Source organism: Domibacillus sp. 8LH, from assembly GCF_038806185.1.
GTDB lineage: Bacteria > Bacillota > Bacilli > Bacillales > Domibacillaceae > Domibacillus > Domibacillus indicus_A.
Window position 1 is genome coordinate 15639 of sequence record NZ_JAVJNG010000011.1, and the last position, 25534, is coordinate 41172.

A 25534-nucleotide genomic window follows, 5' to 3' on the forward strand; every position below is an offset into this window, starting at 1 on the left:
ATTTATTTGCTCCCCCATAAATCAAGTGCCACACGCAGCTCTTCATTTTCTTCTGCTGCCTGCTCAAGAGTCCGGCCGGCTAAAACCGCATCAATGGCCTGTCGGAATGCACGCCCGCCGCCTTCTGCACCACTCGGGTGGCCGTGAACCCCGCCTCCTGCATTAATGATCGAATCTTTTCCAAAGTCATTATACAGAACAGGAACAAGCCCTGGATGAATGCCCGCTGATGGAACCGGAAAAGCGGGCTTATGCACACTTGTCTGGAGCGCCATTTCTGCTGTTTTAAGCGCTGCTGATCGCTCAAGTGCCACCGATCCATATGGAGATGGAAACAGTGTAAAATCAGCTCCCGCCATTCGCACAAGCTTGCCAAGCATAAGCTCAGTTGAAAAGCCGTGATATGGTGCAGATGTGAAGGCGCCTGAGACAGCAGGGTGCGCCATGATCGGCACGCTGATCTTTGAATCCTCAGCGAGCTCCTGCAGCACATCAAGCCCATAAGCAAATACATTAAACAAAAACGCAGAAGCGCCAAGCTCAATGCCCCGATACGCTTTTTCTTTCAATTCGCTTGTACGTCCTGACAGGTTTACGGCATACAGCGCTTTTCGGCCGCTTTGTTCAATAACCCGTTTTCCAAGCTTTACACGCTCTTCAAACGGTGTCAGTGGATTATCAAATAAAATTTCATCATCTTTGACGATATCAATACCGCCGGCGATTTGCGCTCGCAGCTGTTCTTCCATATACGCCATATCGCGGCCAATCACGCCTTTGAAAATACTCATGAGAAGCGGACGCCCGTAAGCACCGGTCTGTTCGCGAATGCCTTCGACACCAAACTTTGGCCCCGGGAAACGACGGGCAAGATTATCTGAAAGGGATAAATCGACCAGCTGGACCGCACCGTCAAGTGACAGTTTGCCAAACACCGTCACGAGAATCGCCGGCAAATCCGCGCTGAAGTTGGCAGCAGGATAGGCAATTTTCACTTCTGCCCCGCGCCCATAAACCGTTTCTTCTCCGGTTTCCTGAACAGACAGAACACGCCCTTTATGCTGCTTTAGCTGCTCCTGTTCCAGAAGCGGCAAATCGGTCCAAGAACCAATCGTTAAACCAAGTGCGATTCCTTCTGCTTTTTTTTCAAAAGCGCCTTTTTGATCAAACAGGCGGTACGTTGCGATCACTTCGTTCATATAGCTTTTCTCCATTCTAAATACCTACTAGTTTACTAGGATTGTGTCATTTTTCAGTTAATTTGTCAATGAAGCGGACCTTCATTAAAGAGCGGAAAATAAGCCAAGGCGGCCAATGCGCCGGATGGCTTCTTGCAGCCGCGCTTCCTCCGTCAGCAGTCCAACACGGACATAGCCTTCCCCATGGGCACCAAATCCAATACCCGGCGCTGTGACAACATGTGCTTTTTCCAGCATTAAATCGGAAAACTGAACGGATGTGTAAGGCTTTGGCACTGGGAGCCAGGCGAAAAATGAACCAGCCGGAGCCGTCACATCCCAGCCGATTGACCGGCAGGCATCAACAAGTGCGTTACGGCGCTTTTCGTACCGGTTTGATAATTCCCGCACACAATCCTGCGGCCCTGAAAGTGCAGTAGCTGCAGCCTGCTGAATGGCACTGAAAAGACTTACATACATATGATCCTGCAGCAGGTTGACCGCAGAAATCACACTTGGATTCCCCGCTAAAAATGCGACCCGCCAGCCAGCCATATTATAGGTTTTCGACAATGTATACAGCTCTACGCCAACTTCTTTGGCGCCTTGTGACTGCAGAAAACTTGGCGGCTTCTGTCCATCAAAACCAATTCCTCCATACGCAAAGTCGTGTACTACACAAATATCATGCTCATGCGCAAGAGCGACGGTTTCATCAAAAAATGCCCGGGTCGCCTGTGCACCAGTCGGATTGTTTGGATAGTTCAGCAAAAGCATTTTTGCCCGTTCGAGCCGGGCTTTCCCGATGTCCCCGTAATCCGGCAAAAAGCGGTTTTCTTCCACAAGCGGCATGTAATCCATTTGAACGCCGGCAAGCGCTGCTCCCGACCAATAATCCGGATAGCCGGGGTCAGGCACGAGCATATATTCGCCTGGATTCATTAAACACATTGGCAGCTCAACGAGTCCCGCTTTGCCGCCGAATAAAATAGCGATTTCCGTCTGCGGGTCCAGGTCTACATCATACTCCCGCTTATAAAAGCCGGCTGCTGCTTCCTTTAAGAAATTCTGTCCTTGAAACGGCGGGTATTTATGAAAAGCCGGCCGCTCTGCTGCTTCTTTTAAAGACGCTACAATATGCTCCGGAGTCGGCTGGTCTGGATTGCCTTGTCCTAGATTAATAACATCGTGTCCAACGCTGACATATTGGGCGGCTTTTTTGGTAAGCGCCGCAAAAAATTGGTCGGGCAGCCCGGATAACAGCTGTGATTGTTTAAATTGCTTCATTCGTTCACCTACTTAAAATTTTCTTGCAATTTCAGTCATAAATATATATATTATTGAACAAATTGTAAATATATTTGGAGGAATGACCATGTCTTCATATGAACCCTTAACGATAGATTCTGCGGTTGCCCTCGTTAAAAAGCTTGGTTTGCTCGCGGAAACCGACACCGTTTCTGCAAATGAAATCGGAGATGGCAATTTAAATTACGTGTTTCATATAAAAGGAACAGAAAAAAGTCTTATTGTTAAACAAGCCCTTCCTTATGCAAAAGTAGTAGGAGAAAGCTGGCCGCTGACGCTTGAACGGGCTGACATTGAAAACCGTGCTCTGCGCCTGCAAGGAACATTTGCGCCTGACTATACCCCTAAAGTCTACTATTCTGATAAAGATTTAGCGATTACAATTATGGAAGATTTATCTCATTTAACCATTGCCCGGACAGGCCTGATTCATGGAGAAGATTATCCGCTGATTGCCCGCCATACCGGTGAGTTTATTGCACGCACGCTGTACGGAACCTCGGATTTCGCACTCGGTCCGCAGGAGAAAAAAAAGCTGCAGCACACATTCAGCAATCCTGAGCTGTGCGATATTACGGAAGGACTTGTGTTTACCGATCCGTTTTTTAATGCTGAGACGAATGATTTTGAAGAGAGCTTGCGTGCCGATGTGGAAAAGCTTTGGCAGGATGATGAACTGAAACTTCATGCTGCCCAGTTGAAGCGCTTGTTTTTAACAGCGGGTGATGCGCTTTTGCACGGAGACCTGCATACAGGAAGCATTTTTGCGAGCACTGCTGAAACTAAAATCATCGATCCGGAATTTGCTTTCTATGGACCATTCGGATTTGATATTGCTCATTTTACAGCGAACCTGCTTATGAATGTTCTATCCCGCGAAGAGGGTCGTCGCGAGCCGCTTTACGAGCATATTGTGACTGTTTGGGATGTTTTTAACCGTGAGTTCAGCCGTCTTTGGAACGAACAAAATACGGAAGCATTCGCAAAAACAGAAGGCTATTTAGAGTGGCTGCTGGCGGATATTTTTGAACAGGCTGCCGGCTTTATGGGACTTGAAATGATTCGCCGGACAATTGGACTTGCTCACGTAAAAGATTTGGATGGCATCGTGGATGATCAGCAGCGCCTGCAGGCGAAACGCCACTCTCTGTCACTTGGTGCTCACTTTGTTAAAGAGCGGGCTTCCTATTCATCTGCCGATCAGTTAGTTGCAGCTATAAAGGAGGCACTTCAATGAATATTCCACAATCCGTTTTCTGGGAGAACGATGCGATTCAACTGCTTGACCAGCGAAAATTGCCTCATGTAACTGAATATTTAACGTTAGAAACGGTTCCGGCTGTGTTTAACGCAATCAAGTCTCTCGCTGTTCGCGGGGCACCGGCTATTGGAATTGCGGCCGCTTTTGGTGTCGCATTGTCGGCACTCCGTCACCCATCTGATGACCTTGATGAACTAAAGGAGCAAGTACTAATCGACAGCGGCTATCTTTCACAGTCCCGCCCAACAGCTGTTAATTTATTTTGGGCATTGAATCGGATGAATGACGTGGTCGTTAAATCTGAGACAGCCGCCGCACTGCGCGAAAATGTGCTTGCTGAAGCACTTGCTATTCAAAAAGAAGACGAAAATGTGTGCCGGACGATTGGCGAACACGCTCTTCCTCTTTTCAACGACGGTGACCATGTCATGACGATTTGTAATGCAGGCTCTATTGCAACCGCGAAATACGGAACGGCGCTTGCCCCTTTCTTTCTTTCAAAAGAGCATGGAATCAACTTGTCCGTTTTTGCTTGTGAAACACGCCCCGTATTTCAGGGAGCCCGTCTCACTACGTGGGAGCTTATGCAGGCCGGTGTAGATGTCACACTGATTACGGACAGTATGGCCGCACACACGATGAAAACGAAAAACATTTCAGCGGTGATTACAGGAGCCGATCGTGTAGCAGCGAACGGGGACTCTGCTAATAAAATCGGAACCTTTGGCCTTGCTGTTTTAGCCAAATCATTTGGCATTCCGTTTTATATTGCTGCCCCCCTATCAACTTTTGATTTGGATACGCCAAATGGCGATGCCATTCCGATTGAAGAGCGGGATCCGACCGAAGTTACCGAAGTGAATGGCATGCGCATTGCACCGGAAGGTATTTCTGTTTTCAACCCAGCTTTTGACGTAGCGCCAGCCGAATTGATTACAGGTATCATTACCGAAAAAGGAATTGTAAAACCAAACAAAGAGGCCATTGCGGCACTGTTTGTGTAAAAAAAAACGAGCTTCGTTTCGAAACGAAGCTCGTTTTTTTAAAGCGGTATAGCAGCCAGCAGACCATTGTATAACTTCATAAAAATAAGAGCGAGTAATAAGCCGAAGAAAATCCAGAAGACCGCTTCAAACACGATAATCCCAATCATTTGCGGTGTTGAGATATGCGGGCTCAGCTTATAAACAAAGTACACAACATACACTATAGACGTTACCAGAAAAATAATGATCGTCCCGACAGCAGAAGAAAAGCTGACCAATGAAACCAGTCCGCCCAGAAAATAGATCACCGCGCCGAAGCGGGTTTTTTTCAGCAGCTCTCCTTCTGCATCTTTAGAGAAAAAAAGCAGCGCCAGCTCGTTTGCTGTATTCGCCAGCAGCTTAAGCGTGGCAAAAATCATAGTGAATACAACCATCAACCCGCCGATTACGACGAGATTTACTTCTGTTTTGGTAAAGATATCGAGCATGGTATTATACAAGTTTGCTTGTTTCAGCATATCTACAATAAAGGCTTGTCCAAACATCGAAAGTGATAAGCTGAATAATAGGATGGATAAGAGCGGCATATAGCCGGTTAAATACGAGTTTTTCATCAACATAATTCTCCCCTGTCACAATCAGTCACTGTTCATTATGCAAGAGGTTGGTTGCTATGACAAGTCATTTCTAATCTTTTTTTGGAAAAACCCCACAATTTCTGTCAAAATCCGCATAGTTCTTTTGTCGAACTTTTATTTTTTTTTGCTCGGAAAATGCCGTTACTCTTCATATTTATTACGAGAAGGAGCAGTTCGACTGTTCTCCCGTTTTGGGCAATGCACGAACATTTTTTTTACGTTATAATTTGAATTACGCATAAAAATATGGGAGGGATTTATTTGTCTTTGCTTCACTGGGCCATTCTCGCTCCTTTTTTGATGGCTGTATTCGTTCCGCTTATTCATAAAAGAGCAGCGGCCATCCATACCGGGTGGTTTGTACTGATTCTGCCCGTGCTTTTGTTCGGGATGTTTCTGCAATACCTTCCCGTCACAAGAGAAAACAGCTCTATTACCGAAACGGCTTCCTGGATTCCATCACTTGGAATCAACTTTACCGCATACATAGATGGCTTAAGCCTCCTGTTTGCCCTCTTGATTACCGGAATCGGCTCGCTGGTTGTGTTATATTCTGTTTTTTACTTGTCTCAATCAAAGGAAAAACTGGGTCACTTTTACGTATACTTGCTCATGTTTATGGGTGCAATGCTTGGCGTTGTCCTGTCTGACAATGTGATTACGCTGTATATGTTTTGGGAATTTACGTCTATTTCTTCTTTCCTGCTGATCGCGTACTGGTATGACCGCGAACGCTCCCGCTACGGGGCTTTAAAGTCGATGCTCATTACCGTATTCGGCGGATTGATGATGCTTGGCGGGTTTCTCGTTTTATCGCTTATGGGTGATACATTCAGTATTCGCGAATTAGCGGCTCAGGCCCTTGAGCTGAACGAAGATCCGCTTTTTGGGCTTGCGATGATCCTTGTTCTGCTCGGCGCTTTTACAAAGTCCGCACAGTTCCCATTCTACATCTGGCTTCCAGATGCGATGGAAGCACCAACGCCGGTTAGTGCGTATCTGCACTCGGCTACAATGGTGAAAGCGGGGATTTACCTTGTTGCCCGTTTCAGTCCGATCTTTGCCTTTTCCGGCTACTGGTTCTGGATTGTTGGAGCCGTCGGATTGTTCACCATGACATGGGCTTCCTTTAATGCTGTGAAACAAACCGACTTAAAAGGAATTTTAGCGTTCTCAACAGTCAGTCAGCTTGGATTGATTATGTCGCTGCTCGGCGTAGGCGCAGCATCGCTTCATGTTGAATCGCTGGATGATAACTTGTTTATCACAGCGGTTATTGCGGCGGTTTTTCATTTAATCAACCATGCAACCTTCAAAGGAAGTTTATTTATGGCGGTCGGCATTATTGACCATGAAACAGGCACGCGGGATATCCGCAAGCTTGGCGGATTAATGAGCTTGATGCCGGTTACCTTTACGCTGTCTGTCATCGGTGCTTTTTCAATGGCTGGCCTGCCGCCATTTAACGGTTTTTTAAGTAAGGAAATGTTTTTTGCTTCTATGGTTCATTTACTGGAACTGGATTTGTTCCAGATGGATACATGGGCGATTCTTTTCCCAGTTATGGCCTGGATCGGCAGTGTATTTACATTCATTTACAGTATGATGATTATATTTAAGGTCTTTACGGGTCGGTTCCAACCGGAAAAATTGGAGAAAAAACCGCATGAAGCACCCGTTGGCATGCTTGTTTCACCGATTATTCTAGCCTTGCTTGTCGTTGTATTCGGCTTGTTTCCAAATCTGCTTTCCTACAGCTTGATTCAGCCGGCTGCAGCAGCCATTGTGCCGTCTATTCTGCCGCCGGGTGGTCAGCTCGACGTTCATATTTCCTTTTGGCACGGCTTTAAGCCTGAGCTCTTTATGACCATCGGAGTGATTGTCATTGGCATTCTACTTTATAAACTCATGCCAAAATGGATCAAAATGTATGACTATATGCCTGGAAAGGTTACTCTGAATCGGTTTTACAATGCCAGCTTGTACGCAGCAGAACGCGGCTCAAATGCGATTACAAACGCGTATATGACCGGCTTTATCCGCAGCTATCTCTTGTACATTTTTGTGTTTTTCATCGGAATACTTGGCTTTACCATGTGGGCAAAAGACGCATTTCATTATGATGCTTCTACCGCTGCGCCGATTGGCTTGTATGAAATAAGCTTAATCATTGCCCTGGTTGTCACAACCATTACCATTTTACTGGCAAAATCGCGACTCACATCCATTATTGCGCTTGGCGGGGTCGGCTATACGGTATCACTGTTTTTTGTCATTTTCCGCGCACCGGATTTGGCTTTGACACAGCTTGTAATTGAAACCGTCTCAACCGCCCTGTTTCTTCTTTGCTTTTACCATCTTCCAAAATTATCGCGGCATGAAGAAAAACGGCGCTTTCAGGCAGGTAATGCCCTTGTCGCAGCCGGTGTCGGTATTATTGTGACATTGCTTGGCATTTCTGCTCACAGTTCAAAGTTTTTCACTTCTATTAATGACTATTACGTGGAGAACACATATAAAAAAGCCGGCGGCGAAAACATGGTCAATGTAATCCTCGTTGACTTCCGCGGCTTTGATACGCTGTTTGAGATTGCTGTGCTGGCTGTTGCTGCACTTGGTATTTACGGATTGATTAAACTAAGGCTTGAGAAAGGCGGCGAAACGAATGAAAACAAATGATGTGATCTTCCAAACCGTCGCCAAAGTCGTTTTTTTCATGATTATCTTTTTTGCGGTTCACTTGTTTTTTGCCGGACATTATTATCCGGGCGGCGGTTTTGTGGGCGGCCTGCTTACATCCGGCGCGATTGTTCTTTTGCTTTTAGCTTTTGATATTAAAACGGTACGACACGGGTTTCCGCTTGACTTCAAATGGCTGATCGGCCTGGGCCTCCTTTTTTCAGTCGGGACGGCTGCCGGATCTCTGTTGTTTAATGTACCGTTTTTCACTCACGCTTATAATTACTTTCAACTGCCGCTGTTCGGCAAAACATCGCTTCACACCGCAATGTTGTTTGATTTAGGCGTGTATCTCGTTGTCATTGGTGTAACCATGACCATTATTCAAACGATTGGAGAGAGTGAATAATGGAAATTTTAATGTGTATCATTGCCGGCCTGCTTTTTGCAGCCGCGGTTTACTTAATGCTTTCGAAAAGCCTGCTTCGGATTATTATCGGCACTGGGCTTCTCAGCCACGGAACCCATTTAATGCTTTTAACAATGGGCGGGCTTAAAACGGGAGCTGTCCCGGTTCTCGGGGAGCATGCCTCCACTTATACAGACCCGATTCCGCAGGCACTTATTTTAACGGCTATTGTCATTAGTTTTGGTGTTACAGCCGTGTTTCTTGTGATTGCCTATCGTGCGTACCAGGAGATTGGCACAGATAATATGGAGCAGATGAGAGGAATGGAAACGGATGATTAATTTACCTATTTTGCCAATCCTGATCCCTCTTATTTCGGCTGTGTTACTCCTGTTTTTATCAAAGCGTGTCTATGCCCAGCGAGTGGTATCCGTGGCTGCTTCTTTTGCTACGGTTATTGCAGCGGCTGTTGTTTTAATGAAAGTGAAGACGGATGGGATTCAAACGGTTGACATGGGCAGCTGGCCGGCTCCATTTGGCATTACGCTTGTGTCAGATATGCTGAGCATCCTGCTCGTTTTAACGTCTTCTGTCATTACGCTTTGTGTGGTCCTTTATTCATTCCGCTCCATTGGCAGCGGCCGGGAAGCATTTTATTACTACCCAATTGTCCAATTTTTGCTTGTTGGCGTAAATGGGTCGTTTACAACGGGTGATATTTTTAATCTATTTGTTTTCTTTGAAATTATGTTAATGTCGTCGTATGTGCTGATTGTGATCGGCGGAACAAAAGTACAGCTGCAGGAATCCATTAAATATATTTTGATTAATGTGATTTCCTCCGCTATTTTTGTTATCGCAGTTGGATTTTTGTACTCCGTTACCGGTTCGCTGAATATGGCGCACATTTCCGCCCGCCTCGCTGACATTGGCGGCGAGCCGATTGTCACCGTGCTGGCGCTTCTTTTCTTGATTGTGTTCGGTTTAAAAGGCGGTATTTTTCCGCTTTACTTCTGGCTGCCGGGTTCGTACGCGGCACCGCCTGCACCTGTTTTGGCCCTGTTCGGTGCCCTACTTACAAAAGTAGGTGTATACGCCATCTTACGAACTTACACGCTATTTTTCTATCATGACCAGCCATTTACACATGATATTTTATCTCTGCTGGCTTTGCTGACCATGGTTGCAGGTTCGATTGGCGCTCTTGCATACAAGGATGTAAAACAAGTTTTGATCTACAATATTGTAATAGCGGTTGGCGTCCTATTATTCGGCATTTCCATTATGACGGAGGAATCGATCGCCGGCACCCTCTTTTATTTTATTCATGACATGATTATCAAAGCGGCTCTGTTTATGCTGGGCGGCATCATGATTTGGATTACAGGTACATCAAAGATGGATAAAATGGGTGGGCTGATCCGCCAGTACCCGGCACTTGGCTGGACCTTTCTTACAGCATCTTTTGCACTCGCCGGCATTCCACCGCTGTCTGGTTTTATCGGCAAATTATTGATTGTCCGGGCAGGATTTGAAGCGGGTGAATATGTTGGAGCCATCGTTGTGCTTCTGTCGAGCCTGGCTGTGTTGTATTCGGTTGTTACGCTATTTATGGAGGTTTTTTGGAAAAAGCCAAAATTGCCGCAGCTTCATGCAAAAAAACAAACATCCTCCTTGTTCCTTCCGGCTGCGGCTCTTGTTGTTCTTTCTGTTTTATACGGTGTCGGAACAGAAGCGGTTTATCCTTATGTGATGCAGGCTGTTGAAGCGCTCATCCATCCGGAAATCTACATTGACGCCGTATTAAAGGAGTAGATCTTATGGCTTTTCAAATTTTACTCAATGTGTTTCTCGCATTTCTTTGGATGTTTTTGCAGGTGTCTTTCAGTGCACGGACTTTTATTATTGGATACTTGCTTGGATTGATTGTGATGGCTGGAATGCGCCGCTTTTTTAAAAGCCGCTTTTATCTGCATCGTGTCTGGGCCGTGGTCTACTTGTTCTTGCTGTTTTTAAAAGAGTTAATCAAAGCGAATTTTGACGTATTAAAGCTGGTACTCCGTCCCAAACTGGACATTCGTCCGGGTATCTTTGCACTTGAAACTGAACTAGAGTCGGATTGGGAAGTAACCCTGCTGTCGAATTTAATTACGCTGACTCCCGGCACACTTGTGGTGGATGTATCGGATGATAATAAAACCCTTTATATTCACGCTATTGATATTGAAGATGTGTCAGAAGCAGTAGATAGTATTAAAAACTCGTTTGAAAAAGCCATTATGGAGGTGAGCCGCGGATGATGGAGACTGTTTTACAAATTTCTCTTTTGCTGCTGGCCGTTTCTATGATTGGGCTCGTTTACCGGCTTGTGAAAGGGCCAACCGTTCCAGACCGTGTTGTTGCCCTCGATGCAATGGGCGTCAATCTTGTATCGATTACAGCCGTTTTGTCTATGCTGCTTGATACGCATAATTATCTCGATGTTATTCTCTTGATTGGTATTTTGGCATTTATCGGAACCGTTGCTTTTGCCAAGTTTTTAGAAAAAGGCGAGGTGATTGAATATGACCGTGATCAGTGAAGCTGTCATTGCCGTTCTATTACTTCTAGGAGCGTTTTTAACCCTTGTCGCAGCATTCGGGCTAATCCGCCTTCCAGACGTTTATACACGCAATCACGCCGCTTCTAAAAGCGCAACGCTCGGAGTGATGTGTATTCTGCTGGCAACGTTTGTTTACTTTTTTGCGAAAGACGGATTTTTCAGCTCACGGCTCCTGCTCGGTATTGCTTTCTTTTTTATTACCGCACCTGTTGCAGGCCATTTAATCAGCCGTGCCGCCTACAATTCCGGCGTGAAAATGTGGGATCAAAGCGTGCGTGATGACTTAAAGAATAAACAGGCACAAAAAAAGAACTAAAAAAGCTGTCCGCAACTGGACAGCTTTTTTTATTCATACAGCGTTTGGGCCTTCTCGCCATTTTCCTGATAAATCGTAAGAATTCCTTCATGCTGTTTCACATATTCCTTCGCTTCATCTAAAAGCGCCTGTTTTGTGCCCTCTGAACGGATGGCCCGTTTGCCATTTTCTTTTTTTAATACCCATCGGTCTCCCTCATGCTTTACTTCATAACGCGGCCGTCCTTCATCCTTTTTTCCTTCTGCGCTTCTCGCACGGTCAATGGCAATGGCAATAGAACGCCCTTCCTCATACCCTTCATCTAAAAGTGCATTGGCAATTTCGATCGCTTTATCGCGTATATGATCGGGCAGATTTTTCATCGAAGCCGGGTAATCATTTTTATTCCAAGGCATGAAAACCACTCCTTTTCCAAAATTGTTCCCGCCCTGTGAAAAAACCAAACGTTACTTTTTCGCTTTCACAGCAATCGTACAGCGTGAAAGACAAATCAGCTCCCCGTTTTCGTCCTTTATTTCAATAGACCATACCATTGTTGATTTTCCACGGTGAACGTTTAAGGCGGTAGCCGTCACAATCCCATCTCTTTTCGACTTGATGTGGTTAGCATTAATTTCAAGGCCAAAGCAGACCTCCGTGTCCAGGTCAATCATCGCTGCAGCACCAATACTTGCCGCTGTTTCCGCAAGGGCAACAGAAGCGCCTCCGTGCAGAAATCCGAACGGCTGGCGCGTGCGTTTATCCACAGGCATTGTCATCACTACACGGCCTGTTTCAATCGTCACCACTTCCATTCCGAGTGCGGCAAGCAGTGTATGATCAGTTTGAATGTTCATAAAATCCTCTCCTTCAAAAAAAGGTGCCTCTTAAAGAGGCACCTTTTTATTATAACGTCATGGCTGCAATCCAGCCGAAAATAATAACAGGGATATTATAGTGAAGAAATGTCGGTACAACTGTATCCCAAATATGGTCGTGCTGTCCGTCTGCATTTAATCCGGACGTTGGACCAAGCGTACTGTCCGAAGCAGGCGAACCAGCATCACCAAGCGCGCCGGCTGTTCCCACAAGCGCAATTGTTGCCAGCGGGCTGAAGCCAAGTTCCAAAGCAAGCGGCACGAAAATAGTCGCAATGATCGGAACCGTTGAAAAAGATGAACCGATACCCATTGTAACAAGCAGCCCGACTACAAGCATCAGCAGGGCACCAAGTGCCTTGTTTCCGCCGATTGCTGCAGCAGAGTTTTGCACTAATGTTTCTACATCACCTGTAGCTCCCATAACACTGGCAAATCCGGAAGCGGCAATCATGACAAAACCAATAAAGGCCATCATGCGCATACCGTTTGTCAGCAGTTGGTCTGCCTCACTCCAGCGAACCGCCCGAAACACATACAGGATCACAATTCCGGCGAGCGCGCCAAATACCATAGAGTCTGTTAATAGCTGTGCAGCCAGGGCAGCGACGATAGAAATGCCTGCCGTAATCAACCCAGAAGTTGTATAAAGGGGGCCGCTGACCTCTGATTCTCCTGAAGTTGACAACTTGGATTCTGCATATTCCCGCGGCTTCCGGTACGTAAAAAAGACCGCGATGAGTAAACCGACAAGCATGCCGGCAGCTGGCAGCAGCATCGCTCTTGGCACCTGGTCGATAGCCACTTCAAGTCCACTGTCAGTCACATTAGTTGCAATAATCTCGTGGAAAATCTGTCCGAAACCGACTGGCAACAGCATGTAAGGCGTTACAAGCCCGAATGTTAGCACAGATGCTGTCAGGCGCCGGTCAATCCGCAGTTCATTCATAATTTTCAATAATGGTGGAATCAAAAGCGGAATAAACGCAATATGAACAGGAATTACGTTCTGTGAAAAGCAGGCCATAATTAAAATCACAAATAAAATAAGAGCTTTCGGCAGCTTTTTCGAACGCGCTTCCTCTTTATTTCCAATAAACTTTAATACAAACGCAACAAGTGCTTCTGGAAGCCCCGTGCTTGAAACCGCAACGGCGAATCCGCCAAGCATTGCATAGCTGAGCGCAACATTTGCACCGCCCCCGACTCCTTCAGAAAACGCCGCAATGGTCCCATCCATTCCAAGTCCGCCTATTAACCCGCCGACAAGAGCACCCGTAATAAGGGAAAATACCACATTGACGCGGAGCAGGCTGAGGATGAGCATTACAATGACAGCAAAAACAACTGCATTCATCTCTTCTTATACCTCCAACACTTTAATCTGCTAAATTACTAAAGAACCGCTTAAAGATAGCAAATTGCCTGCCCGCTTGTCAATATACTTTTCTAATATAGTTAATAAACAAATTATTCAGACTGATCTGACAGTGCCAAAATCGCCAATGTCCGTGTCATGACTCCCGGTGTCAACTCTGCACTGCCAGCGATATCGAGATGCACCCAGGGCGTGCTTTCTGCAAATTCGCCGATAAAGCCTCCTCCCATAATGGCATGGCCTTCCCGTCCAGGCGAGTTGTTTAAATCCGCTACATCGCTTGTTCGAATTCTCTTTTTATCGTGTTCAGTCAGTGGCAGCTGCCAGATCATTTCCCCCGCTTCGTGTGACGCTTCAAGCACCTGCTCAAAAAACGGTTCATTATTTGTGATCGCACCTGTTTTATCTTTTCCAAGTGCAATGATTACTCCGCCTGTCAGTGTGGCCACGTCCACAATTTTACCGGCACGCTGCTGTTTGGCATACGTAATCGCATCCGCTAATACAAGGCGGCCTTCTGCATCCGTATTTTTCACTTCGATCGTTTTTCCTGACAAAGAGGTAATCACATCGTCCGGTTTAAAAGCATTGGCACTAATCACATTGTCTGTCGCAGGAATCACAGCCATAACCGGCTGGTCCGGCTGCAGCTCTCCAATAATCTCCATCGCACCAAGCACAGCCGCCGCGCCGCCCATATCCGTTTTCATGCCGACAATGCCGTCTTTCGGCTTAATAGAGTAGCCGCCTGTATCGAAAGTGACTCCTTTGCCGACAAGTGTCAGTACATCCTCCCAGGCATCTGTTGGGTTATGTTTGAGCGTAATCATTTTGGGCGGTTCAGCCGATCCTTGGGCAACAGCTAAAAAAGCACCCATGCCGATTTTCTCCATATCTTCCCGTTCCAGTACTTCCAGTTCAAAACCATACCGCTCGGCCAATTTCTCTGCATGAAGAGCAAGATCACCGGCTGTCATCATATTCGGCGGAGTAGCAGTTAAACGAATCGCTGTGTTCGTGCCCTCTGCCATCGTTTTTCCTACTTTACATGCCGCCTGGATTTCGTCCGGATCTGCCTCCGTATATACGACAACTGTCGTTAACTGCTTTTCCGGCTCGTTACCCGGCGTGCGGTATCCCGTGTATTCAAAGCGCGCTAAAAACAGTGCTTCGGTAACAGCCTCTGCCGCTTCAACGACTGTCACGTTCTCTGTGATAAAAGAATCGAGTACAATGGCAATCGATTCCAGACCGTATGGCTTGGACTGCTTGGCTGCTTTTTGGACAGATCGGTGAATGGCATGAAAATCCGCTTCCTTTTCTTTACCAAGCCCAACTGTGACCATTCGCTTAGCTGGAATATGGCCAAGAGCTGGAATAACAGAGGTATGTCCCTCTTTCGCGGAAAGATCACCGTTTTTCACTAGTTCTGTCAGCTGCCCGGAAAAAGCTTGATCGAGCGGTTCGAGCACTTCCTCAAATTTCAATGGCTTATCAAACAGGCCGATAAGCAGCGCATCTGCTTCAGTTTCCAAAAAGGGTTCGTTTTTGACTACAAACATTTTCATCACCTCACGTGTTATTATAGGGGAAAATGGATAGGAGTGTTGGAATGAGGATTGTATCGCTTTGCCCAAGCAATACTGAAGTGTGCCAGTACCTTGGTCTGGAAGAGCAAATTGTCGGTGTAGACGACTTTTCCGACTTAGAACGAACCAGGCTCGGACCTGATTTAGCTATTGATATGAAGAAGGTAGCCGCTCTTCAGCCGGATATGGTGCTGGCATCGCTCAGTGTACCAGGAATGGAGAAAAACATAGAAGCATTGGAGCAGCTTGGCATTCCGAATATCGTGACAAATCCCCATTCACTTGACGATATCGGACATTCCATTGAGCAAATTGCCGAAGCTTGTGGAACAGATGGAAGAGAAGCTCGAAGCAAGTGGATGCGGGCACTCCAGCCGTACAGGTCACGTGAGTGGACAGACCGTGTGCGTCTTTATTGGGAATGGTGGCCGAAGCCATTGTTTACACCCGGAGGCACCAATTGGCTCACCGAAATCAGTACGCTGTGCGGCGGAATCAATGTATTTGAAGATAGATTAATGCCAAGCTTACAAACCGATTGGGAAACGGTGCTGGAAAAAAAGCCGGATGTTATCCTGCTGGCGTGGGTAGGAGTAATGACCAGTAAAGTAAATATTGATGTCATTAAAAAACGGCCTGGATACGAAGAAACGCCCGTTTTTATTCTGGAAGAAAAAGATTTTTGCCGGCCATCGCCAAACCTGCTTAAAGGAATTGAAGCATTGGACGAGCTTTTACAAAACAAAAAACGACCTTAAAGAGGCCGCTTCCTTAAAACATTTGATAGCCTTTTGCACGCAGCAGCCGCATGACGAATCCGCTTCCAATAGCGCCTAAAAAACCGCACGATAGAATGGCAATATCGACCGGCTGAAGCCCGATCATCCGCCCGCTGAGAATACCGAATGATTCTCCCGGCTGAAACAAGTAATCAAGCGTGCTGATGTTGTCCACAATGGCGATCGTCACAAGCGGATAAATAAAAGCCATAATCCATGTCATGCGCAACAGCATGTTTAAAATAAACCCAATGCCAAAAAACAGAACAAAAAACAGCAAGGCAGATACAAGTACAACGGCAATATGCATGGAGCCATTCCCCCTATTTATATACCTTTAAGTGTACTGAACCGCTCTCAAAAGGTCAATGAGCGAAAAAGAGAGAAAACCCGTCATGTTATGCTTTTAACCAGACAGTAATCCTGCTTTCCATATAAAAAAGCACTGGATACGAGGGGGACGCGTACCCAGTGCTTTATAGAAGTATTTCCTTTTGAAAAGGAAATAAACTTTCCCGGTTTAGTATAACCATTCTCTTGCTTTTTATTCCCTTATCCTCTTACCCAAAAAAGCGGTATGCTGTATAGCCAAACTGCGGACCTGGATCTGAGATATCGAGAGAAGTTAAACCCGGCGCCTCAAATGATTCAATTATGCGGCGCAAAAGCACGGACGTATCGGAACTTTCTTGCAGTTCCGATACGGCCATCCAGCGCGCAGCGAATAATTCTCTCCCGCATGCTTCCGGCTCTTTTTCTTCTGCCGGCATCATATGAAAAACGACCATGGTATCACTGACATCATGTTGAATGACGCCAGACCGAATACCGGCCACCCCGCACACGGATGCTTCAATTCCTGTTTCCTCACGTACCTCTCGGACAGCGGCTTCATCTACTGTTTCGCCCGCATCCACAAATCCGGCCGGCAGTGACCACTGTCCCTTCAGCCCGCCATATGCTTTTTTCACAACAAGCCAGCGCCCGCGGCTGTCAATAACCAGACCGGCTGCCGCCAGCCATACCTTTCCCCTTTTCATCCAAACGCTTCCTTTCTTTCCATAAAAAAAGAGCCTCTTTTAAAGAGGGCTCTTTTGCTTTTTACAGGACGTTGAATTTCCCTTTTTTCAAGACGAGTGAAGGGCCGCCGACCATAAATAGCGCGCGGTTATCAATCATTTTCTTCATGAATGAAGCTTTTGTGCCTTTAAGCTTTTTGTCGAACACGACACCGATTGCATCGTTATCGCCAAGTGAGCACACTGTACCTTTAATGTTCGGTGTGAAGGATTCAAGGTTCCCTTCGCCTTTCACTAACTTCACAAGGTTTTTCGCAACCGTTTCCCCTTGCTGCATCGCGATTTGCGCTGTTGGCGGGTACGGACGGTTGATTTCCTCGTTGATCACAAGTGAACAGTCACCTAAAATGAAGATTTCGTCATGGCCAGGAGCGCGAAGTTCAGGCGTTACTTTTACGCGTGCACGCATGTTTTCAATGCCTGATTTTTCGATGATACTGCTGCCGCGGACACCTGCTGCCCAGACCACTGTACCTGCTTTGATTTCCTCTGTTTCGTTTTCGCCTTTTGCCACGATAATGCCGTCAGCTGTTGCGCCTTTGATCGGTGTGCCGATTTTGAACTCAACGCCTTTTTTCTCAAGCTGTGCAACCGCATATTTAACAAGCTCAGGATCAAAACCAGGAAGAACCATCGGTGCAGCTTCTACGCAGTACATACGCACTTTTGAAAAGTCAATATCGTATTCTTTGCAAAGCTCAGGAACACGGTTCGCAAGCTCACCAAGGAACTCAATGCCCGTAAAGCCGGCGCCGCCAACAACGAATGTTAAACGCTCATCATTTTTTTCTTCTTCATTTGCATAAGTTGCAAACTGGAATTCAATATGATCACGCAATTGACGGGATGTGTTTACATTCGAAATGGTGAAAGCGTGTTCTTTAAGTCCTTCGATACCGAATGTTTCAGATTCTCCGCCAAGGGCGATCACAAGGTAGTCATACTCTACTTCGCCTGTATCTAAAATGACTTTCTTTTCATCTGTTTTAATATCTTCTACTTCCGCGCGAATAAATTCTACTTTGCTGCGGTTGATGACTGCATCGATATCGTAGCGTACACGATCGTGGTGCATTGTGCCCGCTGATGCCTCATGAAGCCATGTTGTTTCATAGTGGTAATCATTTTTGTTGATGAGCACAATATTTGCTTCATCTACAGATAATGCTTTTTGAAGACGTGTTACAGTAATAAGACCGCCATAGCCGGCGCCTAGTACTACAATTTTCGGCTTTCTCACTGTCATCTTTATCCACCTCTACTAAAAATATTCACGAGAAGAATGTGATAATCTTCACGTATAAGTATAAAAAAATACCTCTTACTTTGTCACAAAATGTTAACAATGTGCATAACTAGTTTTATCATAGACGCTTTGACTGCTTTTTTCAAGTTATTTGGACAAGAAATTTGAAATGAGACTTCCCTTATGGAATTTTGTAAAATAAGACATAATAAAGCAAAGATGGCATATACATCAATCTTATGGCTTTTTAAAAAGGGGGATTACGAGTGAAAGACATTACGATTATCGGGGCAGGTCCAACCGGCCTGTTTGCCGCCTTTTACGCAGGGATGCGCGGTGCTTCTGTTAAAATTATCGAAAGCCTGCCGCAGCCGGGCGGACAGTTATCAGCTCTTTACCCAGAAAAGTTTATTTACGATGTAGCTGCTTTTCCGGCAGTGCGCGCGCAGGAGCTGATTGACCGGCTTGTCGAACAAATGAATCGTTTTCCAGTTGAACTTTGTCTGGAGGAGGCCGTTCAGTCCCTCGAAAAAAATCCAGACGGCAGCATTGTTCTTGGAACGGACAAGGGAAAGCATGAAACCAAAGCGGTAATTATCACCGCGGGCAACGGTGCTTTTCAGCCGCGGCGGCTTGAGCTTGATGGCGCAGATGCTTTGCCAAACGTTCATTATTTTGTCAATGACCTTTCCTCTTTTTCAGGCCGGCGTGTCGCGGTTCTAGGAGGCGGTGATTCTGCGGTTGACTGGGCCATGATGCTTGAAAAAACCGCAAAAGTCGTGACCATCATTCACCGGCGTGACAAATTTCGCGCCCACGAACACAGTGTGGACTTGCTTCACAAATCAGATGTCCAGATTATGACGCCATTTGTTCCTGTATCCTTTGACGGGCAGACTCTTGCGCTTGAGGAAGTGAAAGGCGATGAAAAGAAATCGCTAGAGATCGATGACCTCCTTGTGAACTACGGGTTTATTTCTTCACTTGGCCCAATGAAAAATTGGGGGCTTAACATCGAGAAAAACTCCATTGTGGTCAATTCACGTATGGAGACGAATATCCCAGGCGTGTATGCAGCCGGTGATGTGGCAACATACGCGGGTAAAGTAAAGCTGATTGCCACTGGATTTGGAGAAGCGCCGACGGCCGTTAACAATGCAAAATCCTATATTGATCCGGATGCAAAAGTCCAGCCGCTGCACAGCACATCCTTGTTTTAATCCTTTAATGGCGGGTAAAGGAATAGGAAACGGAAAAAAGGGTGGTTCACTATGCATGTACTTGTGATCGGTGCAGCCGGTACAACCGGCCGCCTCGTTGTCCAAAGTCTGGCTGAAAATATTCAGCACCACGTGAAAGCAATGGTGCGAAAAACCGACCAGATGGCAGACATGGAACAGCTTGGTGCCAGACCGGTTTTGGCCGACCTGGAGCAGGACTTTAGTTATGCAATGAATGATGTGAACGCAGTTATTTTTGCAGCCGGCTCCGGCTCAGCAACCGGCCCCGACAAAACTACGGCTGTTGACCGCGACGGAGCAATTAAAGCTATTGACCTGGCCGTTTCACATGGTATTGAGCGTTTTGTTATGCTCAGTTCAATGGGAGCAGGCCGGCCGGATGCAGGTCCTGAGGCTCTGCAGCATTACCTTCGGGCCAAGCATGAAGCAGATGCTCATTTAATGATGAGCGGTCTCACTTATACGATCGTTCGTCCCGGTGCCCTTTTAAATGAAGCCGGCAGCGGAAAAATTGAAGCCGCTCCCCAAGTTGCGAATCGAATGGAGTCCATTGCACGAGCTGATGTTGCCGAAGTACTCGTCCAAAGCCTGCTCGCTCCCCAAACAGAGGGGCGGATCTTTGAAATTGTCAAAGGCACTGTCCCAATTGCTGAAGCATTGAAAGCCTTATAATATAGAAAAAGCCGGCATGCCTCTGGTATGCCGGCTTTTTTGCTGCAGACGTTTCATCACAAAAAAAAACGCCTGGCAGCGGCCAGGCGGTAGTACTGCTTAAGAAGCAGCCGTTTTTTTTGTTTTCTTTTCTCGTAAATCTGTCCATTTTTTTACATTGTCCGCTCCTCTAATCTCCACTTCCTGCTTTGTATCGATTTGAACTTCTTTCACTTCTGCATCTCGCAAATCAATAACCTGCCCTTTTTTCGGCGTGGAAACGATAACGGTATTATACTTTAATCCTTCTCCTTGCAGTATAGCTGAATGCTTTACGATAATGCCTTTGCTGAAACGGGCACCTTCATCAAACTCCAGATGAATCCCCGGCTGTGCAGCCACAAACTGTTTTTTCTCCATCGCCGGCACATAAACCATTTCCGCTTCTGGATGATCTTCCGCAAAGGTCGTCCGGATAACTACCGGATCATGGTCGCTCGCCCGTCCATGCTCCTCCATAAATTGTGAATTGGTATGAACAATATCCACTTCAGTAGAAGCGGCTATATTATTCGTGACCAGGATATGGTCAAGCACCTGTGCATTTCCTTGATAAGAATACGTGAATCGCTCTTCTGCCGGTACTTTTTCAATCATGTTGGTCAGCTCATCCCCTTTTACAATAGAAAGAGTCTCGGTAAATTCAAAATCGTTAAAATCACCTAAAAGCACCAGATTTGCATTTGGATCCGCTGACTTTACATCTTCAACAAAGCCATTTACAATCGCAGCAATTTGCTTGCGCTGGATTTCACTTCCTAAATAAGGAGGCTGATTCTTTCCAAATAACGGCTCATCTCCGCCTTTTGAATTAAAATGATTGACCACTACAATGACCTTTTCACCTTTAAATGTAAATTGAGCAGCCAGCGGCTTACGGCTATTTTCAAACGCTGCGTTGTCCGGATCAATCCGGCCAGGATTAGCGGTCAATTTCCCATCTACATAGGCAACCGCTTCTGTCGCTCTTCCTTTTGCTCCTTCCGCAAGACTAACACGTTCCGGATTGTACAAGAAGCCAACACGAATGTTACCGCCCGGCTGTCCGCCGTCTTCCTTATTGATCGGCGCCACATCCGTGTACTCATAAGCCGGTCCGCCCAGCTCTTTTATAGCTTCAATCAGTACGGCGGCGCTTTGAGATGCATCCGTTGTGCCAGAATCTGCTGGCCCGTCATTGTCCTGTACTTCTGTTACACCGATGATATCCGGCGACTTCATTCCATTTACAATCCCCATGGCAAGGCGTCTTGTTTTCTCTTCGCCTGAAACCGTTGAAAAGTTTTCGAGATTGTAAGAAGCGATCGTTAGTCCATCTTTCGTTGATGTAAGGGTTGTTTCTTCTGCTTTTAACCCTCCGTCAATCACTTCAGGCACTTCGCCTGCCAGCACTTTAAAGTTACTGTAGCCGTAGCTGACGACACCCGTGACAGGACCGACAAATGAGTCTCCTGTTTTTGCCACAAAGTCTTCATTATCCAAATCAAGATGAATACGTTCTGGATTGTAGTCGTCTGCTTCAATCCGAAGAGCACCCGCTGTTGTATTGGTTTCTATATTTTCCGGCACAACCACTACTTCTCCGTATCTCTGCGGAGCGATGATTTTCGGGTTATTCACTTGAACGCGCATGCCTTCCATGCTTTCAAAAAAGTCAATGCCGTCCTGCTGTGGATCGAATATGCCAAATTGGTCGTTATCAATTACTTTCATTGGCATCATGCGATCTTTATTCAACACAACCGGTGCCGGCAGCGGCTGTCCGGATGCTTTTTTACTTACAGTACCCGCACTAATTTCCGTTACGGGGAGATCTGTTTGCAGCTTTTCCGCATATCCATCAAGCACCCATTCTTTTACCGTACCATCAACAGAGACAAGATCTCCTTGCGACAATCCATGGCTCCGCTTATAAACGAGAATACCTTCTGACGTATTTTCATCCTCATCTGCTTCTACGCTCTGCATATAAAAGTTACTGCTGTCAACGATATGGGTAACGATTCCTTCTACATCTCCAACAGCTAAACCATTGTACGGAGAAGTGTGCCCAGCTCCTTGAATATCATGGATGCGAATGTTTTCTTTTTCTATAACGTATGAAAAGGAGGAAACGGCACTGTCATTTAAGCCTTCTTTAAATGCTGCTGCTTGAATCGTTTTGTTTTCATTAATCACGATCGGTTCTGTATAAAGCGTGCTATCTTTTGTCGGCTGAGAGCCACCCAGCGTATAACGAATGTCGGCACCCTCTGTTGGCGAAGACAGTGTAACACTCGTTCCTGCTTTAACAACGCCCGCTGCCGGATTGGCCGTTACCGCTCCAGCCGTAGAAGAGTCAGGTTCAATATCCGCTGCATGACGCGGAATTAATTGATAGACGTTGTTGTAAGAGCCGACAACCCCTGTTACCGAATCGTATTTGGTGTTTATGGCAAGAAGTGATGTATCCTGCGGCCTGATTTGAAAGGTATTTCCTTCTTCATCCTTTGCTGTGTAATTGCCGCCTGAAAAACTGGAAACAGAAACGTTGTTGATTGTAACAAGCTCCCCTTCCACTTCTTCTGTAAATTGATCAGCCCTTACGGTTAACGGTGCCGGCACACCAGCCTCGCCGGTCACAGTTACACTGCCAGATGATACGTTAATCTCCAAAAGAGAATTGTAGTCATCAATGCTTCCCTTCACATCTACAACATCACCCAGTTTTACACTCATACCGGAACCATATAAAACAATACCGGCGGTTTCATCCTGAATATATACCGTGCTTCCGAAAACAGCCGTTACTGTGCCAGACGTCCACACCTTTGTGTTTTCTGCTTTTTGGCGCACGTCGAAAATCGGTTCTTTTATAAGGTTTGACGGCTCCTCAGGCACTTCTGGTTCTTCGGTTCTGTGATCCAAAAGTTCAATCGACGTTGGTGATTTTAAGCCAGGAACTGCAAAATACGCTTCAAGAGAGCCTGTCACCCGCACTTTTTTGCCGAGGTTTTCCGGATAATCTTTCAAATTAATTCCCTGCCGGAAATTTGTTGTTAATTGCACTGGTAATATTTTAGCTGGATCTGTTTCCCCTGCTTCATCCGATATACCAATATTTGTATTTTGATAACGTGCAGGATCTGTTGTATAACTGCTTCCTGATAGTGCGTAGCCAACGATATAGCCTTCGACGGTGGCTGTACCCGAGTTGTTAGCAATTGCATCCGCCACCGTGATCGATGCAGCGCTCGCCGGAACCTGAAACGGAAGCAATGTGCCAATGACGAGTACAAGAGCAAATAAAGCCTGTCCAATTTTTCTCATTTAAAAACTCCTCTCTCATGTAATGGATCGTTCGACAAAAACCACCTTCATTGTAATCTACTTTTTATTTTAAAATATAATCTTTACAGATAATTTAAAAAACTTTAATAAATAGAAAAAACAGGAATAATTTCCTCCTTATTATTGTCCGTTTCATTCATGCTATTTCCTTTTATATAAGTCTTTTTGTATAAGAACCTTCCTGCTGTCCCATATTAAAGGTAAAAAAATTTTAGGAGGCAGCAGCTTGTATAATGATTATTGGCTTTTACAATTAATCTTTGCTTTGTTTATTCTGTTCTTCGTCATCATTCCGCTTGTATCGGTTTGGTTTACGCGAAAAAAGAAATCAAGCCAATAAAAAAGCCTGGCTGCATCCGTAGATACAGCCAGGCTTTTTTATTATTAGCAGTTTTCCGGCGTTCCGGTTTCTGTTGCTGTCCGGAAAGAGGATCCGCAGCCGCAGGACGCGATGGCATTTGGATTATCAATCGTAAATCCGCCGCCCATCAGCGACTGCTTGTAGTCGACTATCGTTCCCTTCAAAATCGGGGCATCCTGTTTGGCTACCACAATCGGAATACCGTGCTGAAGAAGTTCCATATCGCCTTCTTCTGCTTCAGGCGTAAAACCCATCCCGTATGATAATCCACTGCATCCGCCACCATGAACGGCTACCCTCAAAAATGACCCTTCTTCTTCGTTTTGCTTCATCATATCTTTTATTTGAAAAGCCGCAGCTTCCGTAATTGTAACAACTTGTTGATCCGCCAAAGGAATCGCTCCTTTCATTTTCTTTTAGTATACGAGGAATAGAACAAATCCTCAACTGAACCGCTCATTGATTTTTTTATTCAAATTAATTCTTTTTACCTCCAATTCCTGTATAATAAAATAAGTAAAAAGACCTTTATTTTAGGAAAAAAGGAGGTTTTATCATGTCTGATGCCCCATTAATTTATCATAAAATGATGAAGTGCCCTCATTGCCAGCAGTCCTTTAACACAACGAAAGTTCGTAAAAGTGCTGTTAAAGTCATTGGCCAGGATACGGACTTAAAACCGCTTTATGAAGCGGGAGGGATAAATCCTCTTTTTTACAATGTGCATGTTTGTATGCATTGCGGCTATTCATTTACAGAGGATTTTACTTCTTATTTTGCACCAGGAACAGCAGAAGTATTAAAGGCTTCGGTATCTGATCACTGGGTCGAGCAGGATTTCAGCGGTGAGCGGTCGCCAGCTAAAGCGATTAAAAGCTATAAGCTCGCTCTTTATTCTGGCGTACTGAAAAAAGAAAAGCATTTAACTTTGGCAGGTCTTGCCCTTCGCACGGCATGGATCTATCGAGACATGGGCCGCAACAAAGAAGAAAAGCGATTTTTGTCTATCGCTGCCCGTGAGTATGAGGAAGCTTTTTCTGTGGAGGATGTAGTACAGAAAATGTCTGAAATTAAAGTGCTCTATCTCATCGGTGAACTGAATCGAAAGCTGGGACGCATGGAAAAAGCCGTTTCCTATTTTTCAAAAGTGATTGAACGGCAGCGCCAGTCAAACGAAAAACAAATCGTGGAAATGGCGCGTGACCGCTGGCATGAATTACGCGAGCAAATGAAAACGACTTAAAGTGTACATAAGAAAAACCGGCTGCCTTGGACAGCATCCGGTTTTTTGATGTTTAAAACAGCCACGTTTGGTCAATATGTGTATATATATTCGAAACAAGCTCGTCAGGTGTCGCTCCATCGACAACTTCTCCATTCACAAGCGCAAATGGAGATTCTGAGCAGCGTGTACAGTAGCTTAAGCAGCCATATTCGATCACATCCAAGTTCGGATCCCGTTCCAATTTTTCAAATGCTTCCTGGGAACCGCTTGCTAAGTTGCTGACGCAAAACTCAATAATTGGCTTCATTTTATCTTTCACCTCACCCGTTTATTGTACTATCATTTACGTGCAGAAAAAAGC

General features: G+C 45.7%; 26 protein-coding genes. 13 read left to right on the forward strand and 13 right to left on the reverse strand.

What is annotated here, in order from left to right:
• Nucleotides 1-2: 2 nt before the first annotated feature.
• Nucleotides 3-1199, reverse strand: coding sequence for a 2,3-diketo-5-methylthiopentyl-1-phosphate enolase (locus tag RG959_RS13665; protein ID WP_342797572.1), 1197 nt, complete (start codon nucleotides 1197-1199; stop codon nucleotides 3-5).
• An 84-nt stretch (nucleotides 1200-1283) separates the two neighbouring features.
• Nucleotides 1284-2465, reverse strand: a complete 1182-nt coding sequence (locus RG959_RS13670) for a pyridoxal phosphate-dependent aminotransferase (protein WP_342797573.1) — start codon at nucleotides 2463-2465, stop codon at nucleotides 1284-1286.
• Between the two features lie 88 nt (nucleotides 2466-2553).
• Between RG959_RS13670 and mtnK the strand changes: the two genes are divergently transcribed.
• Together mtnK and mtnA are read left to right on the forward strand one after the other, a co-directional pair.
• Nucleotides 2554-3723 carry an S-methyl-5-thioribose kinase gene (mtnK, locus tag RG959_RS13675; RefSeq protein ID WP_483298888.1) on the forward strand — a complete coding sequence of 390 codons (1170 nt, stop codon included), beginning with the start codon at nucleotides 2554-2556 and terminating at the stop codon, nucleotides 3721-3723.
• Nucleotides 3720-4751, forward strand: a complete 1032-nt coding sequence (mtnA, locus tag RG959_RS13680) for an S-methyl-5-thioribose-1-phosphate isomerase (RefSeq protein WP_342797575.1) — start codon at nucleotides 3720-3722, stop codon at nucleotides 4749-4751. The genes mtnK and mtnA overlap by 4 nt, the downstream gene beginning before the upstream one ends.
• 38 nt (nucleotides 4752-4789) lie before the next feature.
• Here the strand turns inward: mtnA and RG959_RS13685 are convergent, their stop codons facing one another.
• Nucleotides 4790-5347 (reverse strand): DUF5366 family protein, encoded by a 558-nt coding sequence (locus tag RG959_RS13685; RefSeq protein WP_342797577.1) that lies wholly within the window; start codon nucleotides 5345-5347, stop codon nucleotides 4790-4792.
• A 285-nt stretch (nucleotides 5348-5632) separates the two neighbouring features.
• Here RG959_RS13685 and RG959_RS13690 point away from each other — a divergent pair, with 285 nt between their 5' ends.
• From RG959_RS13690 to mnhG, 7 genes are read left to right on the forward strand one after another with little or no spacing between them, the layout of a single operon-like run.
• Complete coding sequence (locus tag RG959_RS13690; RefSeq protein WP_342797578.1) at nucleotides 5633-8050, forward strand: Na+/H+ antiporter subunit A; 2418 nt, start codon at nucleotides 5633-5635, stop codon at nucleotides 8048-8050.
• The gene (locus tag RG959_RS13695; protein WP_242234020.1) at nucleotides 8037-8459 is read left to right on the forward strand and encodes a Na(+)/H(+) antiporter subunit B; all 423 of its coding nucleotides are present in this window, start codon (nucleotides 8037-8039) and stop codon (nucleotides 8457-8459) included. Before RG959_RS13690 ends, RG959_RS13695 begins: the two co-directional genes overlap by 14 nt.
• A complete protein-coding gene (locus tag RG959_RS13700; RefSeq protein ID WP_242234021.1) occupies nucleotides 8459-8800 on the forward strand; it encodes a Na(+)/H(+) antiporter subunit C in 342 nt (113 codons plus the stop codon). Before RG959_RS13695 ends, RG959_RS13700 begins: the two co-directional genes overlap by 1 nt.
• Nucleotides 8793-10274 carry a Na+/H+ antiporter subunit D gene (locus tag RG959_RS13705; protein WP_342797579.1) on the forward strand — a complete coding sequence of 494 codons (1482 nt, stop codon included), beginning with the start codon at nucleotides 8793-8795 and terminating at the stop codon, nucleotides 10272-10274. The genes RG959_RS13700 and RG959_RS13705 overlap by 8 nt, the downstream gene beginning before the upstream one ends.
• Nucleotides 10275-10279: 5 nt before the next feature.
• Nucleotides 10280-10759: a Na+/H+ antiporter subunit E gene (locus RG959_RS13710; protein WP_342797580.1), complete on the forward strand. Its 480-nt coding sequence runs from the start codon at nucleotides 10280-10282 to the stop codon at nucleotides 10757-10759.
• Nucleotides 10756-11040 carry a Na(+)/H(+) antiporter subunit F1 gene (locus RG959_RS13715; protein ID WP_309088846.1) on the forward strand — a complete coding sequence of 95 codons (285 nt, stop codon included), beginning with the start codon at nucleotides 10756-10758 and terminating at the stop codon, nucleotides 11038-11040. The genes RG959_RS13710 and RG959_RS13715 overlap by 4 nt, the downstream gene beginning before the upstream one ends.
• Nucleotides 11024-11377: a monovalent cation/H(+) antiporter subunit G gene (gene mnhG, locus RG959_RS13720; RefSeq protein ID WP_242234025.1), complete on the forward strand. Its 354-nt coding sequence runs from the start codon at nucleotides 11024-11026 to the stop codon at nucleotides 11375-11377. Before RG959_RS13715 ends, mnhG begins: the two co-directional genes overlap by 17 nt.
• A gap of 29 nt (nucleotides 11378-11406) precedes the next feature.
• Here the strand turns inward: mnhG and RG959_RS13725 are convergent, their stop codons facing one another.
• The 4 genes from RG959_RS13725 to RG959_RS13740 form a co-directional block, all read right to left on the reverse strand.
• On the reverse strand, nucleotides 11407-11772 hold the full coding sequence (locus RG959_RS13725) for a DUF2188 domain-containing protein (protein ID WP_342797581.1): 366 nt from the start codon (nucleotides 11770-11772) through the stop codon (nucleotides 11407-11409).
• A gap of 51 nt (nucleotides 11773-11823) precedes the next feature.
• Nucleotides 11824-12213: a hotdog fold thioesterase gene (locus tag RG959_RS13730; protein ID WP_342797582.1), complete on the reverse strand. Its 390-nt coding sequence runs from the start codon at nucleotides 12211-12213 to the stop codon at nucleotides 11824-11826.
• 49 nt (nucleotides 12214-12262) lie between these two features.
• Nucleotides 12263-13591: a Na+/H+ antiporter family protein gene (locus RG959_RS13735; RefSeq protein ID WP_342797583.1), complete on the reverse strand. Its 1329-nt coding sequence runs from the start codon at nucleotides 13589-13591 to the stop codon at nucleotides 12263-12265.
• A gap of 113 nt (nucleotides 13592-13704) precedes the next feature.
• Nucleotides 13705-15174 carry a leucyl aminopeptidase gene (locus RG959_RS13740; protein WP_342797584.1) on the reverse strand — a complete coding sequence of 490 codons (1470 nt, stop codon included), beginning with the start codon at nucleotides 15172-15174 and terminating at the stop codon, nucleotides 13705-13707.
• A 50-nt stretch (nucleotides 15175-15224) separates the two neighbouring features.
• Here RG959_RS13740 and RG959_RS13745 point away from each other — a divergent pair, with 50 nt between their 5' ends.
• The gene (locus tag RG959_RS13745; protein ID WP_342797585.1) at nucleotides 15225-15959 is read left to right on the forward strand and encodes a cobalamin-binding protein; all 735 of its coding nucleotides are present in this window, start codon (nucleotides 15225-15227) and stop codon (nucleotides 15957-15959) included.
• Nucleotides 15960-15972: 13 nt separating this feature from the next.
• Here RG959_RS13745 and RG959_RS13750 read toward each other — a convergent pair whose 3' ends face one another.
• The 3 genes from RG959_RS13750 to RG959_RS13760 all read right to left on the reverse strand — a co-directional run bounded on the left by RG959_RS13750 (nucleotide 15973) and on the right by RG959_RS13760 (nucleotide 18299).
• Complete coding sequence (locus tag RG959_RS13750) at nucleotides 15973-16290, reverse strand: YuiB family protein (protein ID WP_309088832.1); 318 nt, start codon at nucleotides 16288-16290, stop codon at nucleotides 15973-15975.
• 250 nt (nucleotides 16291-16540) lie between these two features.
• Nucleotides 16541-17020: an NUDIX domain-containing protein gene (locus RG959_RS13755; protein WP_342797586.1), complete on the reverse strand. Its 480-nt coding sequence runs from the start codon at nucleotides 17018-17020 to the stop codon at nucleotides 16541-16543.
• A 61-nt stretch (nucleotides 17021-17081) separates the two neighbouring features.
• Complete coding sequence (locus RG959_RS13760) at nucleotides 17082-18299, reverse strand: NAD(P)/FAD-dependent oxidoreductase (protein ID WP_242234152.1); 1218 nt, start codon at nucleotides 18297-18299, stop codon at nucleotides 17082-17084.
• 272 nt (nucleotides 18300-18571) lie between these two features.
• Between RG959_RS13760 and RG959_RS13765 the strand changes: the two genes are divergently transcribed.
• Both RG959_RS13765 and RG959_RS13770 read left to right on the forward strand, forming a co-directional pair.
• Nucleotides 18572-19525: an NAD(P)/FAD-dependent oxidoreductase gene (locus tag RG959_RS13765; RefSeq protein WP_342797587.1), complete on the forward strand. Its 954-nt coding sequence runs from the start codon at nucleotides 18572-18574 to the stop codon at nucleotides 19523-19525.
• A gap of 51 nt (nucleotides 19526-19576) precedes the next feature.
• Nucleotides 19577-20218 carry an SDR family oxidoreductase gene (locus RG959_RS13770; RefSeq protein WP_342797588.1) on the forward strand — a complete coding sequence of 214 codons (642 nt, stop codon included), beginning with the start codon at nucleotides 19577-19579 and terminating at the stop codon, nucleotides 20216-20218.
• A gap of 99 nt (nucleotides 20219-20317) precedes the next feature.
• Here the strand turns inward: RG959_RS13770 and RG959_RS13775 are convergent, their stop codons facing one another.
• The gene (locus RG959_RS13775; RefSeq protein ID WP_342797589.1) at nucleotides 20318-23566 is read right to left on the reverse strand and encodes a DUF6359 domain-containing protein; all 3249 of its coding nucleotides are present in this window, start codon (nucleotides 23564-23566) and stop codon (nucleotides 20318-20320) included.
• Between the two features lie 405 nt (nucleotides 23567-23971).
• Nucleotides 23972-24340, reverse strand: coding sequence for a HesB/IscA family protein (locus RG959_RS13780; RefSeq protein WP_342797590.1), 369 nt, complete (start codon nucleotides 24338-24340; stop codon nucleotides 23972-23974).
• A 164-nt stretch (nucleotides 24341-24504) separates the two neighbouring features.
• On the opposite strand from RG959_RS13780, the gene RG959_RS13785 reads away from it, so the two are divergent.
• Entirely contained in the window at nucleotides 24505-25191 is a 687-nt protein-coding gene (locus RG959_RS13785; protein ID WP_342797591.1) for a DUF2225 domain-containing protein, read from the forward strand.
• Nucleotides 25192-25243: 52 nt separating this feature from the next.
• Here the strand turns inward: RG959_RS13785 and RG959_RS13790 are convergent, their stop codons facing one another.
• Nucleotides 25244-25480, reverse strand: coding sequence for a YuzB family protein (locus tag RG959_RS13790; RefSeq protein ID WP_242234037.1), 237 nt, complete (start codon nucleotides 25478-25480; stop codon nucleotides 25244-25246).
• Between the last annotated feature and the right edge of the window lie 54 nt (nucleotides 25481-25534).